This is a genomic window from Vibrio crassostreae, from assembly GCF_024347415.1.
Lineage (GTDB): Bacteria > Pseudomonadota > Gammaproteobacteria > Enterobacterales > Vibrionaceae > Vibrio > Vibrio crassostreae.
The window spans coordinates 3,335,117-3,353,154 of record NZ_AP025476.1 but is presented as its reverse complement, the minus strand read 5'-3'; the positions used below and the strand labels follow the sequence as shown (position 1 = coordinate 3,353,154).

The window sequence follows — 18,038 nt, the reverse complement described above, 5'->3', positions numbered from 1 at the left end:
GGTCACATTATTCACAAGATGATTGTAAGTATTCCGTGCAAGCCTTATCTATAATAAGCACAATAACAAATCATTAACGTAACGATTAATGTGAATATGCAGTCGACTTCTCTCCTGATACAAGACATTGAGCAAACCCAACGTGAATTGGAAAAGATAGATTTTCATCAACATGAAAGCCTACTGATTCAGGTGTTTTCGTCTTTCGAGAAAGGTTCTGTTTTGGCTGCCTGCCAAGTGATTCAATCGACATTCCCCAATGCCAAACTGATTGGTTGCAGTGCTAACCACTACATCAGCCAAGGCGTAATCCTGCACCAAGGTCTTTATCTGATTGTTACCCGCTTTGACACGACGTCATACTCCTGTGGTGTTGTCGAATATAGCGAACAACCATTGTCTGATAGCCACGCTATGTGGCAACAGCTTGAGTGCAATAATAATACTCAAAGCATCATTTGTTTCGCAGACCGCTTGCAGATAAATAACCGAGATCTATTTTCAGCGTTTGAGCAGTCGAGATATTCATTACCGATCTGTGGCGGTGCATCGACCATCACAGAGAATGGACGTTGGGTGATGCTAGACGGCATTTGCTATGAGAATGCCTATGTGATGCTTGCGCTGCACAGTGTTGAGCTCGCAATCACAAAGGGTTACTTCACTGAGTGGAACCCTATTGGCCGGACTTTCCGAGTAACAGGTGCTCAAGATAACCGGTTGCTGGAGTTGGATGGCATGCCTGTTCGCGAACTCTATAATCGTTACCTCGCTGATGGTCTCGAAGTGCCTTTGGAACAACTGCATAACTTTCCGTTGATGGTCGGTGAGCCGAAAGAGCAAAACATTCACTTACCGCTCAAGGTAGCGGAAAGTGGAGAGATAGAATTCAGTGGCCAGTTTCAAGTGGGCGATGAGGTCCGGTTTTGTTATGACCATCCATCACTGACCTTAGAGCAGATACGACTGGGCGTGCAACAGATCGCCTCTCATAGACCAGAACAGTTCTTTATTTACAACTGCACCTCTCGCATCGACTTTATCGATGGCAACCAAGAGGTTGAGGTTTTTCAAAAATTGGCCGACAGCTATGGCGTTTACTGCATGGGAGAACTTTATCAAGAGAATAGCCAACAGCGAATCTTGCACCATAGCCTCACTTACCTCACGCTTAGAGAGGGCGAGGGTAAGGCGGTATTGCCGTTAGAGACACAACCCGCGACTAACATATCCCCTCTGTTTTCATTGATCCGAAATGCACTGCTTGATGTCGATGACATGAACAACAGCATGGCGAGTAAGATTCAGCAGCAAGCTACTGCATTGACGGCGAGCTACCGAATTGATCACCGTACTGGCTTGCCCAATCGAAGTGTGTTGCGTGAGAAGCTGTCGAAGATGAGCAGTGACAGCCATTTGTTAGCTTTGAAGGTCACGACCTTTGGTCAGATCAATGAGAAGTACGGCTATCGAGTGGGTGACAAGCTTCTGCATGATTTGAGTGAGTACTTTCAAAAGGCGCTGTGGCAGTTCTTTGATGAGGGTTGTCAGCTTTACAGTATCGGTATTGGTGAGTGGGCGGTGGTGTTTGATAGCTGGGCGAGCCAAGAACATATTCATCAGCGATTTTCGGAATTTGCCGATCAAACCGAGCATGTAAATTTTGAGCCGACCGGTTTACCCGATATTGATTACTTGTCGGTGTCTATCTGTGCGGGTATTGCCAGCCGTCGAGATTTCCCGACTACCTCTATTGATGACTTATTGTTGAAGGCGATTGATGCGCGGCGTAGCGCCGTCAGCCAAAACAAACACTTAGTGAGCGCCAAGGCACTCATTCAATTGGAGAAGCATCGCCAAGAACAACTTGGTTGGCTGTCGTGCGTGAGTCGCGCTGTGCTTAATCAGAATATTGTGGCGTGTTCTCAACCGATTGTCTCAGCACACAGTCATCAGGTAGAGAGCCACGAGTGTTTGGTTCGAATTGAAGAGGACGGTCAGCTGATTGCACCGGGTAAGTTCTTACCAATCATTGAAGGAACCCATCTCTATACACGCCTCAGTCGTCAGATGATAACGCGCACCTTCGATTTTATGAGTCAGCGAACCGATTCGTTCTCAATTAATTTAGCACCACAAGATTTCAGCAATGAGAAAACCATTCTTCACCTTGAGCAAGCGATCAAGAAAATCAGTCACCCACAGCGTATTGGCTTGGAGGTGCTAGAGACGGAACAAATTCAGGATTACGGTCGCTTGATCGAGGTGTGTAACCACTTCCGCGATCTTGGTGTGAATATTATTGTTGATGACTTTGGTTCGGGCTATTCGAACATTGATGAGATATTGAAGCTAGAACCACAGGTGATCAAGCTTGATGGCAGTTTGATTCGCAATATTGATAAAGATAAAAAGCAACGCAAGATCGCTCAGCAGTTAGTGAGCTTATGTCAGATTCTGAATGCTAAGACGGTGGCTGAGTTCGTTCATAATGAGCAGGTGTGTCGTATTGCCGAAGACATGGGGGTCGATTACCTGCAAGGCTATTACTTTGGTCAACCTCAGCGTTTGTTTTGATGGAGCGAGCGTTTCACGTGAAACACTGGTTGGCTCAATAACTAAAGTACGATGTAAAAAGGGTGAGCTTATGGCTCACCCTTTTTGTTTTTAGTATCGGTCTTGTCCTGAAATGTGTTTATTGCCTCGCGCGCGCCTGCTTGGTCTATTTGAGGGCGTGGCCACACTTGTCGGCATGGAAGACTTTTAGATAATGCTGGTAGTAGTCATCAATGAGCTTGGCTGACTCGCTGTCACCTAAAGATTTGAGTAACTCAATACCCACTTCACAAGTACACAAGTGGCCGCTGTCTTGATTTCGGCGCAAGGTGTAAGAGGATTCGCTGGTGATGTCGAGGTGAACTTGTGGTACAGCTTGTAACCACGAGCTCTTGTTAAGCATCTTCTTCGCTTCTTGCCATGTGCCATCCAAGATGATGAATAGCGGCTTACGACGCTGGGCTTGGGTCATCACGGCTTGCTGGCACTCGATACTTTGATCACTTGGGAATAAAAGAAACGGTTGTCGTGTTTCATCTTCAAGCAGCGCGATTAGCTCCGCTGGTGGTGTTTTCCTTTGCCATACAATGGACTGACACTGCTCAAGGGATTGCTGAAGCAGCTTTCCGGTGTTGGTATCGCGTGACAGTTCATTCTCATGAGTGAGCAGCACAAGATCGATTTGGCTTTTGACACTAGGTATCAAGTGACAAATACATTGGTGAGTGAAGCCACAACCAGGGCAAGCTTGTTGGTTACTCATGTTTACAGCTTCACTCCACTTTGTGCGGGTGAGATACCATCAGCAAACAACACCACGTCGCTGATATCAGCATCATCTGCAACTGGAGCGACACTTGGGTTTAGCGGGTAGCTGACACCTGAGTATGACAGGGTGTGTTTTGCAGGTGTAGTACCGCCGCCACTGACATTGAAGATCAGATCCTGCCAGCCGTGGTTTTGCGATTTACCTAAGCGTATGTCGCCCTTAACCAGTGTCACTCGGCTATTGAAGCGCCAGTTATCTTGATGGTTTTCGAAAATCAGCAGTGTACAGCCACCAGAACCACACCAATCGAGTTGGGCGAACAGCTCTTCTTTGCCGTCACCGTTGAGGTCGTAGGTTAACCAGCGGTACTTGGTATCGTCAGGTGAGCTGTTGTTGATCTTAAAATACTCGCGGATCGCTTGGTCGACTTTTGGAGCAAGTTGATCACTGGAGTTCACCTGCTTCGCGGTCAGATCAACGTTAGCTTTGGTGTTTACTTGCGCTTGCGCACTCTTAGCTTCGAACAGTACCAGACCGCCATTGGCAATCGGATAGACAACGTTGCCCACTTTCTCTTTTTCAGCGACCAGCTTGCCGTTATCAAGCGTGAAGATGCGCTCGGAGATCAAATACTGTTGCTGATGGCGAGTCATCACCACTTGTACCTGATTTTGGTTCAGTTGCTGCCAGAAGCCCTGCTCAACAATAGAAGGGTCTCCATTGCTGTATGAATAAGTCGTGATAGCACTGTGGTCATCGTTGAGTTCAAGATTGATAGAGAACCCTGAGTTTTGCGTTGAGCTAGCGAAGTAGAGTCCGCTCCAGTTCAGCGTTGGATCTTGGTTAGAGAGCGTTGCACAGCCATTGTAGCTGCTGTCGTTGAGGTTGAGCTTGGCTTCCCAGCCATAGATAGAGTCGCTCATGCCGTCGCTACAGCTTTCTTTGATCAGGTTGAGTTCGCCTTGCGCTGATTGACCTTCTAGTTGGTAGTCACGAGTGCTTGGAGTGGTGCGGCTGGATTCAATGCTGAGGATCTGTGGCTGTTCGCCCATCTTGGTGTATTTCAGCTGGTCTTTATCAAAAGTCGCTGACCAGAATGGTTCATTACCGAACACACGAGTAGAGCGCAAAGGTTGGCCACAACGATCAGGGTTCTCTGCAGTGAGGATATTGACTTGGTCAACCACGAAGCGTGCGGTGAAGTCGGCATTGTATCCAGTTTGGCTTGGTACCGTTAGGTGACCGATGAGCTCACCATACAAGGCTTGATAAGGTCTGGTCGCTAAGCCTTGAGCCTCGAGTGCTAGCTCTGGCGATAAGTCTAACCAGTATTGTTGCTGGCTACCGCAAGGGGTAAAGGTTCGGCTCTCATGGCCAACCACAACCTGACCACGCATGATGAAGGTTTGCGGTTGAATGCTCAATGGCTCGTCCAAGGTTGCTGGTGGAACTTCAGGTTGTTGCTGCGTATCTGGCGCCGTTACACAACCTTGTAGCGCGAATGCGACTAACCATGTCACTGGGTTTTTCATTACCTTCATGTTATATCTTCCTCGGAGCAACCGTTAATTGGATTTATTATGGCATATTGGTTATTTAAAACAGAACCTGACACCTTTTCTATTCAGACTCTTAGAGTACAAAAAACCTCTTGTTGGGAGGGTGTACGCAACTATCAGGCTCGAAACATGATGCGTGATGACGTCAAGCTTGGCGATCTGGTGATGATATACCACTCATCATGTAAAAAAGTTGGCGTAGCGGGGATCGCTAAAGTAACCAGAGAAGCCTACCCAGACCACTTTCAATTCGATCCTGAGAGTGATTACTACGATCCTAAGTCTTCACCCGATAACCCACGTTGGATAATGGTTGATGTCGAGTTTGTACGAGTGACTGAGCGTTTGATTCCCTTAGCAACATTGAAAGCAATGCCAGAGCTATCAGAAATGCCATTGGTGAAGCGCGGTAATCGCTTGTCCATCATGCCTGTTACAGCGCAGGAGTGGCAGAGCATCTTAAGTAAAGAAGTACTCGGTTCTCGATAGCGTTAGAGAGAGCTTTTAGCGTAAGGTTCAAAAAAGGCAGCCATTGGCTGCCTTTATGTTTTATTGGGACCGCTTAGAGTAGGTACTTTTCTAAGTAGTGAGCAACGGCATCATCTGCGTTGCTGCCAATCACTTCATTGTCTGGCAGAGCTTTCATCACTTTTTCATGTGATGTGCCCATGATTAGGCCTTTACCCGCCATAGCCAGCATTTCAGCGTCGTTCATACCATCACCAAAGGCAACACAGTTATCCAGTGTCAGGTTCAATGATTTCGCAACAGCGTCTAAGGCGTGGCCTTTAGATACTTCAGCAGCCATCACTTCTAAGCACCAAGGTGTAGAGAAGGCGATGTTCAGTTTGTCGCCAAAAGCATCTCTTAGCTTTTGTTCAAACGTGACGAGATATTCGTGATCCTGATCTGGGTGTGTGAAGAAGACTTTCGCGATGCCTTCGCTTGGTGCGTTGTCAGCTTCAAAGCGTTTGTAACTAAAGCCAGATTCACTGTGGAACTTAGCTAGCATTTCATCTTCACGGTCTAGTAGCCAATCTTCATTCTGGTACATGTGAATAAAGAGGTTTGGATCTTGGCGAACGATATCAATAACAGGCTGAACGAGTTCCTGAGGTACGTTCTGGCTATACATCAATTGATCGTTCTGGTCATGCACACGTGCACCGTTTGATGTGATCATGTACGCCGGAATGCCTGCGATCTGACGAATACCCGCCACATCGACGTGGTGACGACCCGTAGCGAAGATGAAGGTATAACCTTGGTCGTGTAATTTCTTTAGCGTCAACTTGGTAAAGTCGCTTAGCTGATGGTTGGGAGCCAAAAGCGTACCATCTAAATCAGAAGCGACAATTTTCACGGAATCTTTAAGTGCAGGAATACTCATTTAACCCTCATTGCAAAATGCTGAATCAATATTGACGCTAGCCAACGCTAGAATCGTTTTAACTACAATATCTCTAGGTAGAAATTGTATGCCAAATTCATGCAAGAAAAGAGGGCAAAGCTCACTTACTTCTCTTCCTCTTTAGCGACTATCTCTTCTGTCCGTTACTTTTCTTGTTGTCATGCTAACGCTAAGCAAAAAACTGAGTAATAGCACCCAATGTTGGATTGCGATACTCATCTTTCTCAAACAACACCTCATGTCTAGAACCTTCGATGACCTTAAATTGGCAATCCGAGTTGGTTTTCTTCAGCTTGTTGATGAACTTCACTTGAGCATCGTTACTGACAATCTTCTCTTCTCCAGCTTGAATCAATAGTAGAGGGATTTTGATTTGGCGAGTTTGTTGAATCGCTTGCTTGGCTGCCATTAATCCTTGCCATACCCAGCGCGTGCTTGGCCCACCCACCTGCAAAGAGGGTGACTCGTCATATAAGCGACGGAACCACTGGTAACGAACCTTGCTGTGGCTCAGTAAGTTGTTTTCGAAAGGCTTTGAGTAATACGCTTGCTGCCCCGGCGCGTAAACTGGCTTGGCGTGATATGCGGTAAGCACTTGTCCAACAATCATCGCGATAGGTTTTAGGTACCATTCAGTGTTGATGCCAAACATCGGCGCACACAGAGTGACCTTATCAAACGGGTGGTCTGGATGAGTTTGTAGGTAGCGAGTCGCGATGGTACTGCCCATTGAATGCGCGAGCAGATAGCGATTGGAATACTTACTGAGATCAAAACTGGCAATGACGTCAGACATGTCAGATGCATAATCATCAAACTCATGAATGTGACCGATGTCAGAGTCTGTTACCATACGTTCAGACTGGCCTTGACCTTGGTGGTCAAATGAATAAACGTCATAGCCTTGTTGATAGAAATCATAAAAGAGTTCTTGGTATTTTTGGCAGCACTCGATGCGGCCATTTGAAATAACAATCGCCTTGGTATGCGCCTCTGAAGTAAGGCTACACCAGTACAGCCTCTTTTTACCGGATGATGTTACATACCCATCTTTTCGTTGTTGCCAAAGGGTGGGGATCGGGTGTTTAATCGCTTGCTCGAATTGAGGTTCTTGCGTGTACGAAAACGGGGCGGCGCTGTGGTTTTCCATGGGAAATTACCTGAACTGGTGCATGTGAGAGCTTTATCGCTACTAATGTTGTTAGATTAAAGAACTAGTAAGGAAATGCAAATGGATACTCATGTTTGGCTTGCTTATGTCGTCACGGCGATTTTGTTCAGTTTGGCTCCGGGCTCAGGTACCGTTAACTCAATCAGTAATGGGCTAAGTTATGGCACTAAGAAGTCACTCGCGTCGATCGCAGGCTTACAGCTTGGCCTTGCATTTCACATCATGCTGGTGGGAGCGGGTATTGGTGCATTAGTCGCTCAATCTGCATTGGCGTTCACCATCATCAAATGGGTGGGGGTGGTGTATCTTCTTTGGTTGGGTATCCAAAAGTGGCGCGACAACTCTAGCTTAATGGCTTCTGAAGAAAGCTCAACGTTATCGAGTGGCAAGCTGCTAAGAAATGCGGTGCTGATTAACCTTACCAATCCTAAATCTATCGTGTTTTTGGTGGCTCTGTTCCCTCAATTTATCGATCCAACACAACCGCAAGCACCACAGTTATTAGTGCTAGGTGTGACGACGGTATTCATTGATAGCGTTGTTATGTTGGGTTACACCTCATTAGCGTCACAAATGGGACGTTTTATTCGTTCAGATCGCATAATGGGTAAGATAAATAAAATCTTTGGTGGTATGTTCATGGGCTGCGGCGCATTGCTGGCTGCCGCTAAAGCCTAGTGAAAGCAATAGAGTTATAGTTCAACCAATTAGAGTTATCAAGAAATGACCGCTACCTACGTTGCTCGACAACCTATCTTAAACCGAAACAAAAACACGCTTGGTTATGAGCTGCTGTTTCGTGACGGAGAAAGGAATGCCTATCCAGCGCATATAGAGTCTAATCGAGCAACGTATCGTCTGATTGTTGAGAATTTCTTGTCGGTCGGGCTGAACCCTTCGATCCCTTCTTCACGCTGCTTTATTAACTTCCCGTATCAAAGCCTGATTCGTCGGCTGCCACTGAGCTTGCCGAAAGACAAGGTGGTGGTTGAGATCCTTGAAACCTGCCAGCCGACCGACGAGTTATTAGAAGCCGTTAAAGAGCTCTACCAAGCGGGCTACATGATCGCCCTAGATGATTTTACTTCGACTCCAGAATGGGAACGTTTCCTCAGATATACGCATATTGTTAAGCTCGATATCATGCAGATGGGCTTAGATGAGGCGTGTAATTTGGTTAGGGCGCATCAAGGGAAGAAATTTAGCTTTCTTGCTGAACGAGTCGAAAACGAACAAGAATTCCAGCAAGCGAAAGAGGCGGGTTTTAAGTTCTTCCAAGGCTACTTCTTTAGCAAACCGGAAATCATCAAGACCAAGTACATCAGCCCTGAACAAGTGATTGCCATGGAGCTGTTCCAAGAAGTGTGCAAGCCGGATGTCGACTTTCAGCGTGTCGAGAGCATCGTCGCAAAGGATGTCGCTTTGTCTTATAAGCTACTGCGTTTTGTGAACACTATGTCGCCTCGTCTTGAGGTGACCATCTCGTCATTTCGTCAAGCCTTGGTTTACTTGGGGCAAGAGAAGCTGAAAATGTTTGTTTCGCTGGCGGTGGCGTCTTATGTCTCTGATAAAAAGCCGAAAGAGTTGTATGGCTTGTCTTTACAGCGGGCGCAATTTTGTCAGCGCATGTCTCGTTACCAAGCGTTTGAAGGGCACACTGAACAAGCCTTTATGATTGGTTTGTTCTCGTTGCTGGATGCATTGCTCGACCTATCGTTAGAGAATTTAGTTGAGCAACTGCCTTTGTGTAAAAGTATCAAGGTGGCTCTGCTTCGTAGAGAAGGACCATACGGTACCTTACTCGCGCTTGAAGAGAGCTTTGAACATGCCGATTGGCAACAGATTGATGAGCACTGCGCTGATTTAGGGTTAAGCGTGGATCAGGTCAAAACGGAGCTTACTGAAGCTCGCCGTTGGAGTCATACCGTGACCAACAAGCTCTGATGTTTATTCGTTAAACTTTTATGACAATTGAAACGCACGCCTTGACGTGCGTTTTTTTATAACTAAGATATACGCATATCCATATATGAGTATGTACTTATGCTTCCTCACCAATTTTTTAAATTACTGTCTGATGAAACGCGAGTGCGTTGCTTAATGATGATTGTGCGCCAAGAGTGCCTCTCTGTTGGTGAGTTGACACAGGCATTACAAGAAAGTCAGCCAAAGGTTTCACGCCACCTTGCGCAGTTGCGCTCAAACGGTATTTTGACTGACGTTCGCCAAGGGCAGTGGGTGTTTTACCGCCTGTCACAAGATTTACCGGGTTGGATGCTAAAGTTAATTGATGACCTTATCGCATCGAACTGTTTGAAAACTGAATACCAACAAGACATTGAGCGCTTAGAAGCAATGACTTCACGCCCTCAATGTTGCGTTTAATTGAATATTTTTAGATTCACCACTAGCTGAGAGAGCATACGATGACAGTTAAAGTAGGTATTAATGGTTTTGGTCGTATTGGCCGTCTAGCACTTCGCGCAGCATTCGACTGGGCAGAGCTAGAGTTTGTACAAATTAATGATGTAGCGGGCGATACCGCAACGTTAGCACATCTTCTAGAGTTCGATTCAGTTCAAGGTCGCTTTCACCACGAAGTAAATGCAGAAGGCGATGAGATGATCATTAATGGCCAGCGCATCAAGACCACACAAGAGCGCGACATCGATGCGATCGATTGGTCTGGCTGTGATGTGGTTATCGAAGCGACAGGTGTTCACCGTAAGACATCTTTCCTAAACAAATACCTAGAGCAGGGCGTGAAGCGTGTTGTGGTATCGGCGCCAGTGAAAGAAGAAGGCATCGCAAACATCGTTGTTGGTGTGAACGACAACATCTTTGACCCAGCAGTACACAAAATCGTAACGGCAGCGTCTTGTACAACAAACTGTATCGCACCTGTGGTTAAAGTGATCAACGAGAAGCTGGGTATCGAGAATGCCTCTTTCACCACGATTCACGATCTAACCAACACGCAAACTATTCTTGATGCGCCCCACAAAGACTTACGTCGTGCACGTGCATGTGGCATGAGCCTTATTCCTACAACAACGGGCAGTGCTAAAGCGATCGTTGAGATCTTCCCTGAGCTTGAAAACCGTATTAACGGCCACGCGGTTCGTGTACCACTAGCGAACGCTTCTCTGACTGACATCATCTTCGAAGTGAAGCAAGACACAACAGCAGAAGAAGTTAACGCGATGCTAAAAGAAGCGTCTGAGAACGAACTGAAAGGTATTCTTGGCTTTGAAGAGCGTCCGTTGGTTTCTATCGATTACAAAGGCGACCAACGCTCAACCATCGTAGATGCACTATCAACTATGTTAGTGGGTAAGCGCATGGTTAAGATCTACGCTTGGTACGATAACGAAATGGGTTACGCGACACGTACGGCTGAGTTAGTTCGTACTGTCGGCCTTTCTAAATAAGAATCTGGGGAAGACACAATGACACATCCAACGTGGCAACTAGACCTTGAGAAAGGTGCACTTATCCTGACTCCATGCCCAGGCACTAAAGACGCAGACCTAGATGCATCTCTAGCTCAACTTAAAGCGCAAGGCGCAGAAGCAATTGTGACGGCTTTAGACAGTGAAGAACTGGCGAGCAAGAATGTTTCTGAGCTAGGCGAGAAAGCACAAGCACTAGGCATGCAATGGTTCCAAATTGAAATCGAAGATGATTGTGCACCGGGTGCTGACTTTGCGCAGAAGTGGCAAGCAGCAAGCCCAGAGCTACATCAAGTTGTGGATAATGGCGGTAAGGTAGCGATGCACTGCATGGGCGGTTCTGGCCGTACAGGTTTATTCGCAGCTCATCTGCTTTTAGAAAAAGGCTGGGACCTCGATAAGATCGTTCAAGAAGTTCAGGCACTGCGTCCAGGTGCCTTCACTAAATCTATCCAGGTTGAGTACATTAATGGCGTAGCGAATAGCTAATAGTCATCAGTGTTAGACAGGGAGCTTTTGGTATCTGGAGTGTTGAACTTATCATGATCCAAAAGCTCTTTTTGTTTTGGTTGCAGAGATAGCATTATGTTTTCAAATCTAAGTAAGAGCGTTCGCCAATACATGTTGGTGACCTTCAACTACTGGAACTTCACCATTACTGATGGTGCACTTCGTATGCTGGTGGTTTTGTATTTTTACGACCTTGGCTACAGTTCGTTAGAGATCGCCTCGCTGTTCCTTTTCTATGAATTCTTTGGTGTGGTGACGAACCTAATCGGTGGTTGGTTGGGCGCACGTCTTGGCCTCAATAAGACCATGAACATTGGTTTGGGGATGCAAGTTGTCGCCTTGGGTATGCTCGCGGTGCCAACGGCGATGTTGACTATTCCTTGGGTAATGGCGGCGCAGGCCTTGTCTGGTATCGCTAAAGACCTCAATAAGATGAGCGCCAAGAGCTCAATTAAGACCTTAGTGCCGGATGAACAGCAAGGCGCGCTGTATAAGTGGATTGCAATTCTGACAGGCTCTAAGAATGCCCTGAAAGGTGCAGGCTTCTTTATTGGCGGTTTACTGCTTTCAACGATTGGCTTCCAATATGCAGTGCTTGCGATGGCAGCTGTGCTGACTTTGGTCTTCATTGGCAGTGTGCTGAGCTTAGAAGCGGACATGGGTAAAGCGAAAACCAAGCCTAAGTTCAAACAGATCTTCTCTAAATCTGAATCCATCAACATCCTATCTGCAGCTCGCATGTTCTTGTTTGGTGCTCGTGATGTGTGGTTTGTGATTGCTTTGCCAATTTATCTCGGCAGCGTGTTTGGTTGGGATCACTCATGGGTTGGCGGTTTCTTAGCGGCTTGGACTATCGCTTATGGCTTTGTACAAGGCATAGCGCCGAAGATTACGGGTAAGGCGCAAGGCAAAGTTCCAGACGGTCATGCAGCGTTATTATGGGCGGGTGCTCTGGCTATCGTGACCGCTGCCATTGCTTATGCGGTACAGATTGGTTGGCAACCAGAGCTAGTTATCGTGGGGGGTTTGATGGTGTTTGGTGCCATCTTCGCGGTGAACTCGTCCCTTCACTCATACCTGATTGTGAGTTATGCGAAAGGCGACGGGGTATCGCTTGATGTTGGTTTCTACTACATGGCGAATGCAATGGGTCGCTTGATTGGCACAATCTTGTCAGGCTTAGTATTCCAAATGGGCGGCTTGTCTGCGTGTTTGTGGGTATCGTTCGCGTTCTTAGCAATCACAACGGTGATTTCTTTGCGTTTACCTAAGGTGCCGCAAACATCTGCCGCATAGGCCTCATTCGTAAGGGCGAAAGTTGCAACTGCTCATTCGTATAAGATTAATTCGCGATATGCTTCTCCTTTAACAATAAGCTGACTTGGTATTTATTCCGGTCAGCTTTTTTATTGCTATAGTAGAATGATTGAATATTAATCAGGCATTTACATGAAGCAGCGAATTCTTTTTTTTGATTTAGCACGATGTGTCGCGGCCGTAGCGGTTATCGCGATTCATGTTTTGGCGCCTTATCGCAACGAACTAGGAACCATTCCTTTCGGCGAATGGTTAACAGCAATCACCGTAAATGGCTTCAGCCGCTGGGCGGTGCCTGTCTTTATATTGATAACGGGTGCTTTGATGTTAAGCGATCAGCGCCCGTTTGACGCTAAGTACTACCTCAAGCGACGTCTAGGCAAAGTATTGATACCTTTCATCGTTTGGTCGCTTTTCTATACCTACCTATCTGGTTGGTCTGCGATGGGCTTTGATGCCGACGTCAGTTGGGACGTGTTGCTCAATAGCTACCATCATTACACCTATTACCACCTCGGTTTCTTCTATTACTTTATCCCGCTCTACTTTGTGATTCCGTTCTTGCAGATCATGGTCAGAAAGTACGGTGATAGATCGGTCTATGCCTTTACGGCGGTATGGCTGCTCACAACATTACTGTTCTTACTGAAAATCGACGGCCCTTGGAGCCACGAATTGTGGCTGTACACCGGTTACTTACCATTGGGATACTTGCTGTATAAGATTGTGCCACTTAACAAGGTGACAGTCGGCGTGAGTGTGTTACTGGGTGGGTTAGCGTTACTAACCACGGTTTACATGGTAGTTGATGCAAGCTTGGTAGCAGAAGAGTACACGGTGGGGCGCTGGTTATCTTACAAGACGTTGAATACGGTATTAGCAGCGAGCATGGTGTTTATGCTGTGTCGTTATTATGGAGAAGGATTATCTGAGAAAAGTAACCAAGTGGTTGGCTTTATCAGTAAGCACAGTTTAGGTATCTACCTGCTGCATCCTATCTTCTTGTGGCCAATGAAAGAGTTTGGTTGGTACCAGGGACACCCTGCGTGGGTTATCCCATTATGGATTGTGATCAGTGGCGCAGGTGCGCTTTGGATGAGCTGGATGGTATCTAAGTCTGAGAAAACGCGTTGGTTATTGCCTTAGTCGTTAATACTAAGGCCATTAGTTATTATCGCTGATGGTCGGTTTTTGATGAATCGTTGAAGCGGCTTACGACTAGCGTTTCAACGCAAAGTGTAAGAACTTATCGCCTTGGTAGGTTAAGGTTCCTTTGTCGCCGGGGTTAAGGGCGTGGAAATAGTGGATTCCGACTTGGAATTCGCGTTTCGGACCAACCACACCACGTTGAACGTAAATCCAGTACTCTTGATCTTCTTGGCCAGGTTCTGCGTCAGGAAGGTCGATGGATTGTTTGTCTAACACAGTGACATTCACTTTCTTCTCTGGCGCATTTTCACCTTGCGAGTGTTTTCGATAGAAACCAATAAATACCCAAGCCGCTAGAGCAGCGAGTGCAAAAATGGCAAAAAAGAGTGAATTAGGCATATAACCTCCATGTAGTCGTGATGGTTATTCTAGTCTTTCAGGCAATAGGGATATGTGTTTAAAGCCGTTATTCGTGAACTGTTGTAAGCCAAGCTGATTATTTTTCGGCGGACATCACATTTAATGGCCAGTTTGGGATAAAGCATTGTTATTTATTGTCTCTTTCTCTCGTAAATAACAGTGATTTTGTATAAGAATAGGGAAATGCTCGACTAGAATTATAGTGTGGAGTGGGAGGGCCAAGATGACCGATATTGAAAAAGTGGTGACAAGAACTCGCAATATAGAGAAATTATTGAGGCTTCAATATCATGCCGAAGGCGAAGGATTGCATGAGCTTGTAACAAGCTGTGAAGAAAGGCTACCGCACGATATGGTGAGCAAGCTGCGTTATATCGCAACGTGTCGTAACAAGGTAGTCAATGAACATGAGGCTAAGTTGGAAGACCAACATAAGTTCATCATGATGTGTAACGACTGTGAGAAGGAGCTGACTCCACGTAGTGGTCGTTTTATTTGGCGAGTTGCGATCTTACTAATGATGGCAATGACTTTGGCTGCCGCAGGTTTCTATTATGCGAACTGGGATGTGCTAACACTGCATCTGTTTTCGAAATGAAAAAATTGAACAAAAAAAGGGACGCTCATGGCGTCCCTTTTTTTATCTGTAACTTGCTTAGTACATCATCGGTAGTGTCATTAGACCTACAACTACCGCGATCATTACAAGTCCTTGTCTTTGCGAAGATGAAATCATAACACTACTCCTAAATTTGGTTGTCTCTCGCTATGTTTTAAAGAATAGCACTACTTATGGCTTTAGATCAAGAATTACTTTCGAAAGCTTTAAAAGTAGTAGAAAACTATGAGTTTTTTGCTTGTTTGAGTGTATTTAACTGTGTTTTATGGTGTGCTCTTATTTTGTTCGTTGTGATTTATGTTTGTTCTAATTTAATTTAACCTATTGTTTTATAATGGTTGTTTTGTGTAATTTATATTGTTAAAGGTTGTTAAACTGTATTAATGAGGGTTGGCGGTGGTTAGGTTTGTTTTGGTTGATTTTTTAAGTTTTCGACTTGGTTTTTGTGGCGATTTTTACCGGGGGCTTGAAATAACCTGACAAAACTGGGCTCTAAAAAAGAAAACTGGCTACTTTACAAGTCTAGGGTTGGTCGGAGTTTTTATTTTCCTATTAAGCTTGAGTTTGTTTTTTAAGTTATTGTTATTGTTTGTTTTAAATGTATTTATTTTAATTTTTTAAGTGTGGTTTTTGCCGGGATTTGGCCGGTTTTTATGGAACCAATAGGTTAGAATTGACCAAAATTCAAGTATGGCGGCTCTAATGTCAGTTTGAATAGGTTTTATGATGATTCGCTCTAGTTTTAAACGAATAGTCATTGTCACTGTGGTAATTGTTACGACTTCAATCTAAAGAGACTCTTTTTAGTGGAAGCGTAATCAAGATCCAATTTTGAGGGGCTGAGGCTTTACATCAACACTCGTGTGCCTAGACTGGCGACGATTTAAAGCAATAGGGCAAATGGTATGTGGAGTTGGTTGGCGGTTTCCTTGTCTGGTATCGGAGCAATAGCAGGAACGAAGCATGGACATATCGGTCAGGCCTTATCGTATAAGGTTTTTACCTTTGTATTATTAGCGACCATTGCTTTAACTCAATCTGTCGTTGCTGATTTTACCTATTGGGTCGTTGCTGGGTTGGCGGTTTCTGCGATCGCAGATGTCTTGCATACTGTGACTCAAAAACGTCCTCTGCATTTTGTTTGCTTCTTGCTGGCTCAGCTCTGTTACAGCAAAGCATTTTGGTTACAGCTATCAGGAGAAATGGTCTGGTGGTTGTTCGCACTCCTGTTAGCGGCTTGTGTCGTTGCTTTCTTCTTACTTCTGCCTCGCTTAGACAAACTCGTCTTTCCTGTGGTTATCATGGGTATCGTGCTTATTCAGCTTGCATGGGCTTCTGGTGAGCTCTGGTTGCTTGATCCTCAACTGTCGCATGCGGTGGGTTTTGCTGGTTGTGCCGTGTTGCTGCTTTCTGCATTAGCATACGCGCTAAACTTCTATCGTAGCCCCATTAAGGGTGCCTACTTTTGGGTGACGGGCAGTTACTTTCTGGCTCATGCTCTCATTGTTGCTTCCCTTACCATTTAGGGTAGAGCTAGCTTAACTCTGAGCTACATCAAGGCAGCTAAGATGAAAGTAGGTAATCTACGTCTACTTCATTAAACATGAGATAGAGTTATGACTACCGAAATTCATGCACACAACGTTTTAAACCTACTGAGTGAAAAGCCACTGACTCGTGAAGAGTTGACGCAAGAGCTTGCTCAAACTTATGGCGCAGAAGCTCGTTTCCATACCTGTAAGCTGAACGGCCTGGATTTAGATGGATTGCTGAAGTTTTTCCTGAAGATGGAAAAGGTCGTAGTTATTGATGACAAGCTTTGCACTAATCGCGAACGTGTGTGTAACCACTAATTCCCAGTGACTTGGTTTCAGAGCCTTTTGGCTTTTATATATAAGAAGAGTGGATGCTATGTTTTCGGTTCCACTCTTTAAATTAACTTTTTACTTTTTACTTTTTACTTTTTACTTTTTACTTTTTACTTTTCTCCTTTGTGCCTTTCTACCTTTCTAGTTGCTCTCGAAAAACCATCTTCTAATTACATAAGTTAATCCTTTTATTACTGCGTTCGAAAATCAATGTTGAGGCTGCTATACTCCGCGCACTTACGCTTTTCGAGACAAACTTATGGAAATTTTATCTGCAGCAACCATGCTGTTTCTTATTATGGATCCGCTTGGCAACCTGCCAATCGTGCTCTCTATCCTTAAGCATATTGATCCGAAGCGTCGTCGTATTGTTCTTGTTCGTGAACTGATGTTTGCGCTGATTATCCTGCTGTTGTTCTTGTTTGCTGGTCAAAGCATTATGAACTTCCTGCATGTGCAGCCTGAAACCTTGAGTATCTCTGGCGGTATTATTCTGTTCATCATCGCGATTAAGATGATTTTCCCAAGTGCGGGTAGTATTACTGGCCTCGCGGCGGGTGAAGAACCGTTTATTGTGCCGATGGCGATCCCAATGATTGCTGGCCCTTCAGTGATTGCGGCATTAATTCTGTTGTCGACACAGCACCCTGACAACATGTTAGAGCTTTCAGCCGCGGTGATGTTGGCTTGGGGCGCTACCTTCTTCATTCTGATGTTTAATGGCTTCTTCCTGCGAGTGTTGGGTGAGAGAGGCCTTAAAGCCATCGAACGCTTGATGGGCTTGTTGCTGGTTATGCTGTCGACGCAAATGTTCCTAGATGGTGTGAAAGGCTACATGGGTTAACATCAGTATCATCGCTGAATAAAAAAACGCCGCTCAAATGAGCGGCGTTTTTGTCTCTACTGTTTCTGTCATGATGTTTTCTGTAGCTAAGCGTTTTATATCTGAGCTTAAGCTTGATTACATCATGTGCTTGCGTCGGATATCGAGTAGGGCAAAGACACCGAAAATCAATATTGACCACTTCTCCCAACGTGACATTTCGATCTTGTCGCCGAAAGCACCGATAAAAATCAGCATCTGCAGGCCGTGCATGAAGAACAAGAACGCTGTCATGATATAAAGCGCAATCGCCGCATTACCCGGGAACGGGTAGAAAATATTTACGATTAAGATAAACCAAACAAAGGCGATGGCTGCTTTTGCTAGTGGAAGCAAGAACTTCATTCAATAACT

Annotated in this window: 19 protein-coding genes; 13 read left to right on the top strand and 6 right to left on the bottom strand. The window is 45.4% G+C overall.

From position 1 onward, the window contains the following. The first annotated feature begins 96 nt into the window (after nt 1–96). Complete coding sequence (locus tag OC193_RS15140; RefSeq protein ID WP_048662866.1) at nt 97–2,577, top strand: bifunctional diguanylate cyclase/phosphodiesterase; 2,481 nt, start codon at nt 97–99, stop codon at nt 2,575–2,577. Nucleotides 2,578–2,722: 145 nt separating this feature from the next. Here OC193_RS15140 and OC193_RS15135 read toward each other — a convergent pair whose 3' ends face one another. Both OC193_RS15135 and OC193_RS15130 read right to left on the bottom strand, forming a co-directional pair. Then, nucleotides 2,723–3,319: a tRNA-uridine aminocarboxypropyltransferase gene (locus tag OC193_RS15135; RefSeq protein ID WP_048662867.1), complete on the bottom strand. Its 597-nt coding sequence runs from the start codon at nt 3,317–3,319 to the stop codon at nt 2,723–2,725. A gap of 2 nt (nt 3,320–3,321) precedes the next feature. Further along, nucleotides 3,322–4,866: a COG3650 family protein gene (locus tag OC193_RS15130; protein WP_048662868.1), complete on the bottom strand. Its 1,545-nt coding sequence runs from the start codon at nt 4,864–4,866 to the stop codon at nt 3,322–3,324. Nucleotides 4,867–4,905: 39 nt separating this feature from the next. Between OC193_RS15130 and OC193_RS15125 the strand changes: the two genes are divergently transcribed. After that, nucleotides 4,906–5,373, top strand: coding sequence for an EVE domain-containing protein (locus tag OC193_RS15125; RefSeq protein WP_048662869.1), 468 nt, complete (start codon nt 4,906–4,908; stop codon nt 5,371–5,373). A 73-nt stretch (nt 5,374–5,446) separates the two neighbouring features. Here OC193_RS15125 and OC193_RS15120 read toward each other — a convergent pair whose 3' ends face one another. Together OC193_RS15120 and OC193_RS15115 are read right to left on the bottom strand one after the other, a co-directional pair. Further along, nucleotides 5,447–6,274: a Cof-type HAD-IIB family hydrolase gene (locus OC193_RS15120; protein ID WP_048662870.1), complete on the bottom strand. Its 828-nt coding sequence runs from the start codon at nt 6,272–6,274 to the stop codon at nt 5,447–5,449. Nucleotides 6,275–6,464: 190 nt separating this feature from the next. Then, a complete protein-coding gene (locus tag OC193_RS15115) occupies nt 6,465–7,445 on the bottom strand; it encodes an alpha/beta fold hydrolase (RefSeq protein ID WP_048662871.1) in 981 nt (326 codons plus the stop codon). A gap of 81 nt (nt 7,446–7,526) precedes the next feature. Between OC193_RS15115 and rhtB the strand changes: the two genes are divergently transcribed. The 7 genes from rhtB (at nt 7,527) to OC193_RS15080 (ending at nt 13,891) form a co-directional block, all read left to right on the top strand. Next, on the top strand, nt 7,527–8,144 hold the full coding sequence (gene rhtB / locus OC193_RS15110) for a homoserine/homoserine lactone efflux protein (protein WP_048662872.1): 618 nt from the start codon (nt 7,527–7,529) through the stop codon (nt 8,142–8,144). Nucleotides 8,145–8,189: 45 nt separating this feature from the next. Continuing rightward, complete coding sequence (locus OC193_RS15105) at nt 8,190–9,410, top strand: EAL and HDOD domain-containing protein (RefSeq protein WP_048662873.1); 1,221 nt, start codon at nt 8,190–8,192, stop codon at nt 9,408–9,410. A gap of 99 nt (nt 9,411–9,509) precedes the next feature. After that, nucleotides 9,510–9,851 carry an ArsR/SmtB family transcription factor gene (locus OC193_RS15100; RefSeq protein WP_048658886.1) on the top strand — a complete coding sequence of 114 codons (342 nt, stop codon included), beginning with the start codon at nt 9,510–9,512 and terminating at the stop codon, nt 9,849–9,851. Nucleotides 9,852–9,892: 41 nt separating this feature from the next. Further along, nucleotides 9,893–10,897: an ArsJ-associated glyceraldehyde-3-phosphate dehydrogenase gene (locus OC193_RS15095; protein ID WP_048662874.1), complete on the top strand. Its 1,005-nt coding sequence runs from the start codon at nt 9,893–9,895 to the stop codon at nt 10,895–10,897. A gap of 18 nt (nt 10,898–10,915) precedes the next feature. Further along, nucleotides 10,916–11,407 (top strand): cyclin-dependent kinase inhibitor 3 family protein, encoded by a 492-nt coding sequence (locus OC193_RS15090; RefSeq protein WP_048658884.1) that lies wholly within the window; start codon nt 10,916–10,918, stop codon nt 11,405–11,407. 96 nt (nt 11,408–11,503) lie between these two features. Next, complete coding sequence (gene arsJ, locus OC193_RS15085) at nt 11,504–12,724, top strand: organoarsenical effux MFS transporter ArsJ (protein WP_048662875.1); 1,221 nt, start codon at nt 11,504–11,506, stop codon at nt 12,722–12,724. Between the two features lie 153 nt (nt 12,725–12,877). Next, entirely contained in the window at nt 12,878–13,891 is a 1,014-nt protein-coding gene (locus tag OC193_RS15080; protein WP_048662876.1) for an acyltransferase, read from the top strand. A gap of 72 nt (nt 13,892–13,963) precedes the next feature. On the opposite strand, the gene OC193_RS15075 is transcribed toward OC193_RS15080, so the two are convergent. Then, nucleotides 13,964–14,293: a DUF2500 domain-containing protein gene (locus tag OC193_RS15075; RefSeq protein WP_017061032.1), complete on the bottom strand. Its 330-nt coding sequence runs from the start codon at nt 14,291–14,293 to the stop codon at nt 13,964–13,966. Nucleotides 14,294–14,537: 244 nt separating this feature from the next. On the opposite strand from OC193_RS15075, the gene OC193_RS15070 reads away from it, so the two are divergent. The 4 genes from OC193_RS15070 (at nt 14,538) to OC193_RS15055 (ending at nt 17,645) form a co-directional block, all read left to right on the top strand. Beyond that, on the top strand, nt 14,538–14,912 hold the full coding sequence (locus tag OC193_RS15070) for a hypothetical protein (RefSeq protein ID WP_004736595.1): 375 nt from the start codon (nt 14,538–14,540) through the stop codon (nt 14,910–14,912). Between the two features lie 926 nt (nt 14,913–15,838). Next, nucleotides 15,839–16,459, top strand: coding sequence for a lysoplasmalogenase (locus OC193_RS15065; protein WP_048658881.1), 621 nt, complete (start codon nt 15,839–15,841; stop codon nt 16,457–16,459). A gap of 90 nt (nt 16,460–16,549) precedes the next feature. Beyond that, complete coding sequence (locus tag OC193_RS15060; RefSeq protein WP_017061034.1) at nt 16,550–16,786, top strand: YecH family metal-binding protein; 237 nt, start codon at nt 16,550–16,552, stop codon at nt 16,784–16,786. Between the two features lie 274 nt (nt 16,787–17,060). Next, entirely contained in the window at nt 17,061–17,645 is a 585-nt protein-coding gene (locus OC193_RS15055; RefSeq protein ID WP_048658880.1) for a YhgN family NAAT transporter, read from the top strand. 117 nt (nt 17,646–17,762) lie between these two features. Here OC193_RS15055 and OC193_RS15050 read toward each other — a convergent pair whose 3' ends face one another. Next, the gene (locus tag OC193_RS15050) at nt 17,763–18,029 is read right to left on the bottom strand and encodes a DUF1145 domain-containing protein (RefSeq protein WP_016784000.1); all 267 of its coding nucleotides are present in this window, start codon (nt 18,027–18,029) and stop codon (nt 17,763–17,765) included. Nucleotides 18,030–18,038: the final 9 nt, after the last annotated feature.